Consider the following 13,964-nt stretch of genomic DNA (forward strand, 5'->3'; position numbering starts at 1 on the left):
ATTAATACCCCTAAAAATTATTTAAACTATTGATGTACTTTCCTATCTAAATAGAACTTTTGTGGTTCCATAATTAGTCTCTGGGCTTGTTACATTTAATAACATGACTCCAGTTTTTACTTTAAAGTTAAACTCTAACTCGTTTTTACCTGCGTTTAACGTCGCTTTTTGACTGTAGATAATTTTACCAGTAATATCTGATAAAGTTACTGTAGCTTCTGTAGCTGTTTCACTGAATAATAACAAGTTTACATTTCCTTGAGATGGGTTTGGATAAGCCATAAACTCATTGTTAAACTTCTCTATCTTGTTTACAATCTGTCCTTCTACTGCTGTTTTTGCAAAACGAACATCAGAGATCTTTAAATCTAACTCTGTCGTGTTTGCTTCTACTGGTAAAAAGGTGAACGTTAGGGTTGTTAAATCTTCTGCTGTTAATTTATCTTGCGTTGCACTTGATGCAAATATATCAAAAGGAACGTAATATGTTTGCTCTTCTTCAGAAAAATCTACCATAACTCTATACTGTGCTTTCCAATCTTGTACAGATGATTTGATTAAACCTAATTCCATCAATCCTGATCCTTTTGCTGTAAAAGCTACATAGTTATACTCAGAGTAATCTGCTGAAATAGTTCCAGGTAATAATGATTTATATACGGTTAAGTAATCATAATCACTTGTTGCTTGTACTTCAACATCTCTGTTAATAGCATATTCATCATCTTTATACTCTCTATCAAAATTATTCCATACAAAGTAGTTTTTAATTTCTGTATAACGCTTATCAAAATCTAAGCCCCAGTTTCCATCTGCATGATAAAAAGCATCTTCTACTTCATTTTCTACTTTTACCAATCCATCATATTCATAGCCATCTGCGATATCTAATCGTAAACTTTGTTGAATCTCTGTGCTTAAAGAATTATTTCTGTATTTGATATTGTTTGCTGTTTCAGAATACAATTCTACCATAGATACTTCTGCAGTTTGTCCTTCTTCTGTACTTCTTAACATTACTACTAATTCAGCTTTATCTCTATAGATTTTAGAAGCATATGTTTCTGGAACTTTCTGAATTTCTGTTTGATTCACAGGAATAAAAGAATTTAAATTCTCTAAAATATCCGCTACTAACTTTTGAGTATCTGCTGGCTTTGTAGACCATACTTGGAAGTTATAAACATCGTTAAACTTGGTATAGTCATTAACATACCAGTTTGTTTGAATCGTATAGTTTGTATCGTTATTGTTTTTGGCTGTTGCAAAAGAAATTGCGTATTCTACAACTCCATTTCTTTGCTTAATTCCTTGCATTAAGAAATTATAGCCATTTACCTGTACAGTCTGAATATTTAAAATTTCTGCTCCTCTTAAACGATCACAAGATGCTTTGGTATGGTTGTAAACCTTATCTGAAGTTTTAATACCTAAAACAACTCCTTTTGTTTCGCCATCTAAAGAGAAATCTACTGCTAATACCTCATCTGCTGTGGTGATATCTAAAATATCTGTTGGCGATGTTATATTGGCTACATTTCCTGGAACTAGTTCTGCTGGAAACATATCTAACATCGTTTGTCCTTTTCCTTGATAAGGTTGTACAGACTTCATTTTAGATTTGTTATACAAGTTGGCTGCTGATTTTACAAATTCTGTTGGTACTGAATTTTTCTTTCTACCTACATACAACTTCGTTAAAGCATCTCCTAAAGATTCTGACTCGATTCCTCCATCATTTCCTGTATTTACGCCTCCTGAAGAAATACCATAACCAAAATCTTGATCTAAATTATTCATACCAGTTGGTAAAGAAATTGTACTTGTATTTGGTGTACCAACGCCATCTGCATCAAATATTGGAATTAAATCCGCTATTGTTTTTCCTGATGGAATCCCTGAAGTTACAGTACTTAAATCCACTGTAATTGTATAAACTCCTACTGGTAAATCATCAAATAAATAATTTCCATTTGCATCTGTAGTCGTTGTTACATCATCTGCTGTGTTTCCTGGTGTTCCTGGATCTAAAGTTACTGTTGCTCCTCCTAATCCGTTTTCGCCTGCATCTTTAATTCCATCTCCATCTGTATCAAACCAAACTGTATCGCCAATAGAACCTAAACCAGACGAAGTTACAGTTAAAGTAGCTGCGCTAGTTATTGATATACAAGTATTACTAGTGTGAGTTAGAACTACATAATATTGATTTCCGTTTAAACCTGTAACATCTGAAATAGATAAGTTAGCAGTATTTGTATTAGAATAAATTCCATTATTGGTTAATAAAGTTCCACCATTATTTGGGTTTCCTAAATACCATTTATAAATAATACCTGCATTTGCGTTTCCAGGAGTTCCATAAACTGGATTCCCAGCATTATAGCTTGTAGCTTGTTCAGCAGAGCCAATTACGCTAAAAGTAGCAGATTGCCCCTCTGTAATTGTTTGGTTTGCTGGAGCAGTTATGATTGAAGTTTGATGTGCTTTATATTCATTTCCATTTGCACCATTATAACCACCAGAACCATTAGTTATCAAACCATTAGCATCAACAGCATTTCCATCTAAAATTCCATCATTATTAGCATCTACACCTCCAGATTCAACAACATCTAGACAACCATCACCATCAGAATCTAAGTCTTGGCTATTTGGAATTCCATCATTATCTGTATCTAGACAAGTGTTATTATATCCATAAATAGAACCAATGGCAAGCGTTTGTCCATTTTGAACTTGATCAATCTTTATTGAATTTGTAGCATTCCAAACAATTGGATTTACAGTTAATCCATTTGCTAAAACCATAAGTCTTAATGGACCATTTAAAGTTTTAGAACCATAAAACTGTACACTTCCATTAGGATTCACTATTAACCTTATTAATGGAGTAGCTGCATTAGCAGTTCCCATTGACCAAATTTGAGGAATCCCATTTGCACCATGTCTAGTACCATCAGCAAATCTAATAGTTTGTGGAATGGAGCTAAAAGCACTTGCCAACTCTATTTCATTTGAAAATAGAGGAGTTCCATTTACAGTAATACTAAAGCTATTGTCTAGTCTTCTAAAATCAATACCAAAACCGTTAGAAGCTGAGTTTAAAGATGCTGTATGTGTACTTTTGTTGATGTTAAAATTTGATACATCGTTTGTTTTAATAAAACATCCTTCATTTATATCTAAAATTCCATCATTATCATCATCTAAATCACATTCGTTGTTTATTCCATCTCCATCAGGATCATTTGCAGTTGGTGTCCCAACTATTGCACCTACTGTACATGGATCTGCAGTTGCTACTGGAGTTACAGTAAAAGTAACATCGTCAGTTGTAGCAGCACAGTCTCCATCAGCAGCAATAGTGTAACGAATTACAACACTAGTATCAGTGTTGATATCAGCTGGAGTATAAGTTGTTCCGTTGATTGTTCCTCCACCAGAAACGATTGACCAAGTTCCTCCATTTGGAGCACCAGTTAATGTTTTAGTTTCACCTTCAGTAATTGAAGCAGTTGAGGTTGTATTATCAGCAACTACATTACAAACTGGAGTTACAGTAAAAGTAACATCATCAGTTGTAGCAGCACAATCTCCATCTGCAGCAATTGTATATCTGATTACAACACTAGTATCAGTATTGATATCGGCTGGTGTATAAGTTGTTCCAGAAATAGAACCTCCACCAGAAACGATTGACCAAGTCCCTCCATTTGGAGCACCTGATAATGTTTTTGTTTCACCTTCAGTGATTGAAGCAGTAGACGTTGTATTATCAGCAACTACATCACAAACTGGAGTTACTGTAAAAGTAACATCATCTGTTGTTGCAGCACAATCTCCATCAGCAGCAATTGTGTAACGAATTACTACAGTTGTGTTTGTATTGATATCATCTGGAGTATATGTTGTTCCATTGATAGTTCCTCCACCAGAAACGATTGACCAAGTTCCTCCATTTGGAGCACCTGTTAACGTTTTAGTTTCACCTTCTGTAATAGAGGTAGTTGAAGTTGTATTGTCAGCAACTACATCACACACTGGAGTTACTGTAAAAGTAACATCATCACTTGTTGCAGCACAATCTCCATCTGCAGCAATTGTGTAACGAATTACAACAGTAGTATCAGTGTTGATATCAGCTGAAGAATATGTTGTTCCATTGATAGTTCCACCACCAGAAACGATTGACCAAGTTCCACCATTTGGAGCACCAGTTAATGTTTTAGTTTCACCTTCAGTAATTGAAGCATCTGAAGTTGTATTGTCTGCAACTACATCACAAACAGGAGTAACAGTAAAAGTAACATCATCACTTGTTGCAGCACAGTCTCCATCAGCAGCAATTGTATAACGAATTACAACACTAGTATCAGTATTGATATCGGCTGGTGTATAAGTTGTTCCAGAAATAGAACCTCCACCAGAAACGATTGACCAAATTCCTCCATTTGGAGCACCAGTTAATGTTTTTGTTTCATTTTCAGTAATTGAAGCAGTAGAAGTTGTATTGTCAGCAACTACATTACACACTGGAGTTACAGTAAATGTGACATCGTCAGTTGTTGCAGCACAATCTCCATCAGCAGCAATTGTGTAACGAATTACAACAGTTGTATTAGTATTGATATCAGATGGAGAATACGTTGTCCCGTTGATAGTTCCACCACCAGAAACGATTGAGAATGTTCCACCAGCAGGAGCACCACTTAATGTTTTTGTTTGTCCTTCAGTGATAGAAGCATTTGAAGTTGTATTATCAGCAACGACATCACAAACAGGCGCTACTGTAAAAGTAACATCGTCTGAAGTTTCAGCACAATCTCCATCAGCAGCGATTGTATAACGAATTACAACACTAGTATCAGTATTGATATCGGCTGGTGTATAAGTTGTTCCAGAAATAGAACCTCCACCAGAAACGATTGACCAAGTTCCTCCATTTGGAGCCCCAGTTAATGTTTTAGTTTCATTTTCAGTTATTGAAGCTGTTGATGTTGTATTATCAGCAACTACATCACAAACAGGAGTTACAGTAAATGTAACATCGTCAGTTGTTGCAGCACAATCTCCATCTGCAGCAATTGTATAACGAATTACAACTGTAGTATCAGTGTTGATATCAGCTGGAGTATATGTTGTTCCATTGATAGTTCCTCCACCAGAAACGATTGACCAAGTTCCTCCATTTGGAGCACCAGTTAAAGTTTTTGTTTGTCCTTCAGTAATTGAAGCTGTTGATGTTGTATTATCAGCAACTACATCACAAATAGGAGTTACAGTAAAAGTAACATCGTCAGTTGTAGCAGCACAATCTCCATCAGCAGCAATTGTGTAACGAATTACAACAGTTGTAGCAGTGTTGATGTTATCTGGAGTATATGTTGTTCCAGAAATAGAACCTCCACCAGAAAAGATTGACCAAGTTCCTCCATTTGGAGCACCAGTTAATGTTTTAGTTTCACCTTCGTTGATTGAAGCAGTTGAAGTTGTATTGTCTGCAACCACATCACAAACAGGCGTTACAGTAAACGTAATATCATCAGAAGTTGCAGCACAATCACCATCAGCAGCAATTGTGTAACGAATTACAACAGTTGTTCCAGTATTGATATCAGCTGGAGTATATGTTGTTCCATTGATAGTTCCACCTCCAGAAACGATTGACCAAGTTCCTCCATTTGGAGCTCCAGTTAATGTTTTAGTTTGTCCTTCAGTAATTGAAGCAGTTGAAGTTGTATTATCAGCAACTACATCACAAACAGGCGTTACAGTAAACGTAATATCATCAGAAGTTGCAGCACAATCTCCATCTGCAGCAATTGTATATCTAATTACGATTGTTGTATCAGTATTGATATTATCAGGAGTATAAGTTGTTCCATTGATAGTTCCTCCACCAGAAACGATTGACCAAGTTCCTCCAGCAGGAGTTGCACTTAATGTTTTAGTTTCATCTTCATTAATTGAAGCAGTAGAAGTTGTATTATCAGCAACCACATCACAAACAGGAGTTACAGTAAAGGTAACATCGTCTGAAGTTGCAGCACAATCTCCATCAGCAGCAATTGTATAACGAATTACAACAGTTGTGTTTGTGTTGATATCATCTGGAGTATATGTTGAACCAGAGATTGAACCACCACCAGAAACGATTGACCAAGTTCCTCCATTTGGAGCACCTGATAATGTCTTTGTTTCTCCTTCAGTAATTGAAGCAGTTGAAGTTGTATTGTCAGCAACTACATCACAAACTGGAGTTACAGTAAAAGTAACATCGTCTGTTGTTGCAGCACAATCACCATCAGCAGCAATTGTATATCTGATTACTACAGTTGTGTTTGTGTTGATATCATCTGGAGTATATGTTGTTCCATTGATAGTTCCTCCACCAGAAACGATTGACCAAGTTCCTCCAGCAGGAGTTGCACTTAATGTTTTAGTTTCATCTTCATTAATTGAAGCAGTAGATGTTGTATTATCAGCAACTACATCACAAACAGGCGTTACAGTAAACGTAATATCATCAGAAGTTGCAGCACAATCTCCATCTGCAGCAATTGTATATCTAATTACGATTGTTGTATCAGTATTGATATTATCAGGAGTATAAGTTGTTCCATTGATAGTTCCTCCACCAGAAACGATTGACCAAGTTCCTCCAGCAGGAGTTGCACTTAATGTTTTAGTTTCATCTTCATTAATTGAAGCAGTAGAAGTTGTATTATCAGCAACCACATCACAAACAGGAGTTACAGTAAAGGTAACATCGTCTGAAGTTGCAGCACAATCTCCATCAGCAGCAATTGTATATCTGATTACTACAGTTGTGTTTGTGTTGATATCATCTGGAGTATATGTTGTTCCATTGATAGTTCCTCCACCAGAAACGATTGACCAAGTTCCTCCAGCAGGAGTTGCACTTAATGTTTTAGTTTCATCTTCATTAATTGAAGCAGTAGATGTTGTATTATCAGCAACTACATCACAAATAGGAGTTACAGTAAAAGTAACATCGTCAGTTGTAGCAGCACAATCTCCATCAGCAGCAATTGTGTAACGAATTACAACAGTTGTAGCAGTGTTGATGTTATCTGGAGTATATGTTGTTCCAGAAATAGAACCTCCACCAGAAACGATTGACCAAGTTCCTCCAGCAGGAGTTGCACTTAATGTTTTAGTTTCATCTTCATTAATTGAAGCAGTAGAAGTTGTATTATCAGCAACCACATCACAAACAGGAGTTACAGTAAAGGTAACATCGTCTGAAGTTGCAGCACAATCTCCATCAGCAGCAATTGTATAACGAATTACAACAGTTGTGTTTGTGTTGATATCATCTGGAGTATATGTTGAACCAGAGATTGAACCACCACCAGAAACGATTGACCAAGTTCCTCCATTTGGAGCACCTGATAATGTCTTTGTTTCTCCTTCAGTAATTGAAGCAGTTGAAGTTGTATTGTCAGCAACTACATCACAAACTGGAGTTACAGTAAAAGTAACATCATCTGTTGTTGCAGCACAATCACCATCAGCAGCAATTGTATATCTGATTACTACAGTTGTGTTTGTGTTGATATCATCTGGAGTATATGTTGTTCCATTGATAGTTCCTCCACCAGAAACGATTGACCAAGTTCCTCCAGCAGGAGTTGCACTTAATGTTTTAGTTTCATCTTCATTAATTGAAGCAGTAGATGTTGTATTATCAGCAACTACATCACAAATAGGAGTTACAGTAAAAGTAACATCGTCAGTTGTAGCAGCACAATCTCCATCAGCAGCAATTGTGTAACGAATTACAACAGTTGTAGCAGTGTTGATGTTATCTGGAGTATATGTTGTTCCAGAAATAGAACCTCCACCAGAAACGATTGACCAAGTTCCTCCATTTGGAGCACCAGTTAATGTTTTAGTTTCACCTTCTGTTATTGAAGCTGTTGATGTTGTATTATTTGCTGTTAAACAAATAGGTGTAACTGTAAACGTTACATCATCTGAAATAGCACTACAATTTCCGTTTGCTGGAACAGTATATCTTATTTTTACAGAAGTATTTGTATTAATGTTTCCAGGTACATATTCATTTCCATTAATTGTTCCACCACCTGAAACTATAGAAAAAGTTCCACCTGCTGGAGTTGCACTTAATGTTTTTGTTTGATTTTCTGAAATTGAAGCTCCAGAAGTTGTATTGTTTACAACTATTTCAGCAGGTTCTGAAATAGTAATATCTGCACCTAAATCTCTTGGGAAATCTCCATTACCCCATCTAACCCAAACATCATATGTTCCTGGTTCTAAATTTGGATAAGTAACACTTCCTGACGCATCTGAAACACTATTTTGATAAGTGCTTCCACCATCTAAACTAAATTCTATAAATGTTCTTGAAGTAGCATCATCAAAATTAAATGTAATGCTACCATCGTCTAAACCATAACAAGTAACATCTGTTTTAGAAACTGTAACAGATTGTAACACTTTTACTGAAAAAGTAACATCGTCAGTTGTAGCTGCACAAGAACCGTAAGCAGCAATTGTATATCTAATAGTAACATTTGTATCTCCATTAATGTCTGCTGGAGTGTATGTATTTCCGTTTATGGTTCCACCTCCAGAAACGATTGACCAAGTTCCTCCAGCAGGTGAAGCTGTTAATGTTTTTGTTTCATTTTCTGTTATTGAAGCAGAAGATGTAGTATTGTCTGCAGTATCACAAGGAGGTGTTTGACAATTCATTACCTGTTGAAAATCAGATGTTGAAAATGAAGCAATTTGAGAATAATCATTACCAGCTTTTGCTAAAAACCTTTGGTCTTGTAAGTAGTTAAGCGTATATGTCATTTTAAATGAACCAGCTTCTCCATCACCTATATCTTCTATATCATCTAATTTAAAACCATCAAAAGGGTCATTATTCCCTAAAGATGTTTTTATTTTTCCATCAACATCTCCTGAAACTTTTTCCCAGTCTACATTAGAAAAAGAATTGTTATCTGCTTCAACAGAGAAGTGACTTAATTCTTTACATGAATTTGATCCAATATAAGTCACTAAAATTTCAACATCAAATTTATTGTTGTTTGATAAAACTGAAACTATTTCTGTACTCCAACAACCACCTTGATGATTTTTTGAAATTGAACAATTTGAACTTGCAGGAACACTAATCGTATAATCTGTAAAACAACCATCAATATTGGTAAATGCTCTTACTATATATGTTCCACCATTTTGTGGAGCGTTTGAAAGTATTGTAGATGGTAAAGAATTTGGAATTGCATTTGCTGTTGCAATGGTTGTTGGACCATTATAACTAGATGCGTTTAAAGAACTAATACCATAATATTGAGCGCCAGAAGCAGCTTCTAAAATAATTTCGCCATTATTATTTGAAGTTGCTGCATTTGTGCTAGTCGTAATTGATGGTGGAGTAGGACAACAGTTAGAAGAAGTATTCTCGTTTAACAATACTTCTGGTTGTCTACTATTATTTTCTGGAAGTAACCATATTGCATCAGCAGTTTGCAAAGTTCCATTACTAACCCATTGCTTTAAATTATTTACATTATAGCTGTTACCATTGGCACCAGTCCATGAATAATTATAGTTTGTTGTATTTAAATTATCTGTATAATGCCAAACTGCAACCGCTATTGCTTTATAAAAATTATCAGTAAGTGAAGAAGGTGCAGAGCTAGGTGCAAAGTTATTGTGCTTCATTACAGAAAGCACTTTTTGCACACTATTTATAATTTGAGAATTACTTAGGTTGCTGTTATTAAAAGTAATATCTGCTGATGGACTTAATGTTGTGTTAAATACATCATCTTCTTTTGGAGCTTCATCATTCAAGCTTAAACAAAAAGATGGTGACCCACTATTGTTGATTGTAGACCTAGAGATACCCCAAGTACTTTCTTCGGTTATAAGTAAAGAGCTTTCTGGAGAACAAACATTTGTTCTACTTGAAGTTGTGAAAGCGTTTAAACTCGAAAAATCTTCGTAGTTGGTTTTTGCGTTTGATTTGGCTGAAGTATTGCTGTTTTCTCGAATACTAATTTTACCAGTAGCAGTTGATGTGTTTTGTGAATAAACACCAGTTGTACTTAAAATAGTAATCAATAAAGCAGTACATAAGCTTTTAATATTCAGTGATTTTACTTGAGTAAAAAAACCAAATTTCTTCGTTTGGTTGTGTGTAATTTTTTTCATGGCGTGAAAAAGTTTATAATTAGGGTTACAACTTTTATTCTCTTGGGAACAAGACTTAGAGGTATTGGACTTAGGGAAGAAATTGTTGAGCAAAATATTTAGATATCCATACTGATTTTATTTAGGGTAAAATAAAACAATACAGAAATCTTAACTTAATACTATTATAGTATAGCTAGGTTAAAATTTAATTGAGATTTATAATAAATATAATTTGAATTTTTATTCACTGATGTTGTCAGTAAATTATTCGGCTTAGGGTATACTTTTTTCTTCATTGAAAAAGCTTTAATTAGGGTTATTAACTTTAATTTCAAGAACAAAATTAAAATATCTTGGTCTTAGGGATACATTTTTTCGATTAAGTACAGAAATCTTTCGACTAATGATAAACTTAACCTGCTTACAAAAAATTAATTAAGGGGAATAACCTAGTTAGGGAAAACTAAGGAAATAATAATTATTATAAGCCTACAAATTTAACATATTATAAATAATTATTAAAATATATTTAACAAAAAACAATTAAAAAAATGAATTTAATAGTTAATTAATTGTATTTCAGTCGTTTAAATTTTTAAAAATATTTATAAAACATTGAAAACCAGCTCGTAAAAACTTAAGAAACATATCTTTTTATGAAAAATTCAAGCAAAAAAAAGTCTATAAATCGCTTAAAATCAGTAGTAAATATTTTAGCCCTTTAAAATAATTTTACCTAAATAACGTCAAAAAGAAACTAACAATTTGCTGATAAAATTAAAGAATTCACACTCCTTTTTACATTCATTTAATTTGATAAACAACACAAAAAAAAACACAACTTAAAACAAAAACTATTAGGTATATTTTTGAACGTATTAACATTTTAGCATGAATACTTTTACACAATCAAATTACGTTTTAAATAAAAAAAATTAGTTTTTAAAATTTAAAACATAAAAAGCTAAAGAAACTCATTGTTCTATTATAGCATTTATAAAAGCTTTTAAAATATTACTAAGCTTTTAGCCTTTAAAGTTACTTTTGTCTAAAATAAACTGTAACAGGTACTCCAGAAAAATCGTAAATATCTCTTAATTTATTTTCTAAAAACCTTCTGTAAGGATCTCTTACATATTGTGGTAAGTTACAAAAAAAAGCAAATTGTGGAGTTGCTGTTGGCAACTGCATGCAATATTTAATTTTTACGAATTTCCCTTTAGTAGCTGGTGGTGGGTAACTCTTAATAACATCTAACATTACATCATTTAACTTACTTGTAGGTATTTTTTTCTTTCTCTTTTCAAAAACCTCTACAGCAGTTTCTATCGCTTTAAATAAACGTTGTTTTGTTAATGCAGAAATAAAAATAATTGGCACGTCTGTAAAAGGTTCAATTTGTTTTCTAACCATCGCTTCAAAATCTCTTAAAGTATTGGTTTCTTTCTCAATTAAATCCCACTTATTTATTAGGATAACAATCCCTTTTCTGTTTTTTTCTGCCAACCAAAAAATACTTTGATCTTGACCTTCAAATCCACGAGTGGCATCAACAACTAAAATAATTACATCTGAGTATTCTATAGAACGTACAGCTCTCATTACAGAATAGAACTCTAAATCTTCTTTTACTTTCGATTTTTTTCGGATACCAGCTGTATCAACTAAATTAAAGTCGAAACCAAATCTGTTGTATTTTGTATCGATAGAATCTCTTGTAGTTCCTGCAATATTGGTAACAATATTCCTGTCTTGCCCAATTAAAGAGTTTATAAAAGAGGATTTTCCTGCATTTGGTCGTCCAACAACTGCAAATCTTGGTAATTCTTCTTTTTCTGCATCAAAAGGTTCTGGATCTGGCATTTCTGCAACCAAAGCATCTAGTAAATCTCCTGTTCCACTTCCGTTAATAGAGGCAATTGTATAATATTCGCCCAAACCAAGATTATAAAATTCTATAGCATCTGGCTCACGCATGGCATTATCTACCTTATTAACAACTGTAAAAATTGGTTTTTTTACTTTACGTAAAAGTTTGGCAACTTCAGCATCCATTGGTGTTATACCATCTTCTACATTCACCACAAAAACAATTAAATCTGCCTCTTCAATGGCAAGATTTACTTGTTTTCTTATTTCACCTTCAAAAATATCATCAGAACCAATAATATAACCTCCAGTATCTATAACCGAAAATTCTTTTCCATTCCAATCAGATTTTCCATAATGCCTGTCTCTTGTAACTCCGCTAACAGAATCTACAATTGCTTCTCTTCTTTGAACCAGTCTATTAAAAAGTGTTGACTTTCCAACATTTGGTCTTCCTACAATGGCAACAATACTATTCATTTTGTGTTGATATTTTTTGCAAAGATACAATTTAGTCTACGAAAAATAATTGTAAATTTAAACTGTTATAAAACTGTTTTTTATGAGTGAAAAAGTAAACTTATTAATAGAAAAAAGAAATAGCGAAGTTTTTTTAAGACCACGATTTACCATTGAGTTAAAAGAAAACAAGCAAGAGATTTTAAATCGTTTTGCTGATGAGCTTAAAAAAGAAACTACAAAATTTAGAGGCAGCTTTGTTGATAATCATCTTTTTATTTCGGTTTCTAAGAAAGAGGAGCATTTTTGGTCACCTCAATTGCATTTAGAAATCATAGAAGCACCTGATGAAACATCAACTCTAAAAGGATTATTTGGTCCAAAACCACAAGTTTGGACACTTTTTATGTTTATACATTTTATTATAGGTTTTTCTTTTTTAGCTTTTTGTATCGTTTTATATACTAGAACGTCCTTAAATGAGTCTATCTTTTTTCCATTTACTATGATGGTTGTTTTACCTTTTATTTGGGTTATTCTTTATTTTTTAGGAAAAATAGGAAAAGAAACAGGCAAAAATCAAATGAAGAATTTGCACGATTTTATGATAAAAACAATCAATTATAAGGCTAATTTTTAGATATTTATACTTGAAAGCGATCACAAAACAAGGTTTTTTTAGGGTGTTTTTCCCCTTTTTTATGAAATCTCATCATTTTATGTCACACAATTAAAACTCCTAATTCAAAACGTAAATAACTGTAATATAGGTTTTTATATTTATTTTTATTTTCAACTTTAGATTTAATTTTATAAAAATCTTTTTTACAACCTATTTTTCTATTTATTTTTTAGTTATTTTTGAGTACCAAACTAATAGTATTTAAAATATTATTCTATCCCCCAAAAGATTTTTAAACTCTGAAAAAGAAGTATTTTAAGTATTTAAAAACTACTTATGAAACTACATCTACTCCCCATCTTTTTACTTTTCAATGCACATGCTATATTTTCCCAGGAAAATATAAATACTTCAGGAGGAAATGCCACAGGTTCAGGATCTTCAAGTTACACTATAGGTCAACTATTTGTAACCACTAATGTTGCAGGTAATGGTTCAATATCACAAGGAATTCAACAAAGCATCGAATTATTTACCTTAACAAATCCGAACACAAAAACTTTTGCATTAGAAGCTAAAACATTTCCAAACCCCACAAAAGATACTGTTATTTTATCTATTTCAAATACTGAAATTGAAAAACTTGATTATTCAATTTTCGATATTCATGGTAGATTGCTAAAAAAAGGGACAACACAAAAACCATTAACCACTATCAATATACAAACCTTTCCAGCAGGTATTTACTTGCTTAAAGTTCATCACCAAAAAAAACAATTGAAAGTATTTAAAATTATAAAAAACTAAC

The 13,964-nt window shown here is 33.3% G+C and carries 4 protein-coding genes; 2 read left to right on the forward strand and 2 right to left on the reverse strand.

The features are described 5' to 3' along the window. Positions 1–42: 42 nt before the first annotated feature. A complete protein-coding gene (locus P161_RS0103135; protein WP_026775622.1) occupies positions 43–10,224 on the reverse strand; it encodes an SdrD B-like domain-containing protein in 10,182 nt (3,393 codons plus the stop codon). Positions 10,225–11,244: 1,020 nt separating this feature from the next. Further along, the gene (gene der / locus P161_RS0103140) at positions 11,245–12,555 is read right to left on the reverse strand and encodes a ribosome biogenesis GTPase Der (RefSeq protein WP_026775623.1); all 1,311 of its coding nucleotides are present in this window, start codon (positions 12,553–12,555) and stop codon (positions 11,245–11,247) included. A gap of 82 nt (positions 12,556–12,637) precedes the next feature. Between der and P161_RS0103145 the strand changes: the two genes are divergently transcribed. Then, complete coding sequence (locus P161_RS0103145; protein ID WP_051605648.1) at positions 12,638–13,174, forward strand: hypothetical protein; 537 nt, start codon at positions 12,638–12,640, stop codon at positions 13,172–13,174. A 318-nt stretch (positions 13,175–13,492) separates the two neighbouring features. Continuing rightward, complete coding sequence (locus P161_RS0103150; RefSeq protein WP_026775625.1) at positions 13,493–13,963, forward strand: T9SS type A sorting domain-containing protein; 471 nt, start codon at positions 13,493–13,495, stop codon at positions 13,961–13,963. The last annotated feature ends 1 nt before the right edge of the window (position 13,964 follow it).

The sequence above is a fragment of the Polaribacter sp. Hel_I_88 genome (assembly GCF_000687935.1).
In the GTDB taxonomy this organism is placed as follows: Bacteria; Bacteroidota; Bacteroidia; order Flavobacteriales; family Flavobacteriaceae; genus Polaribacter.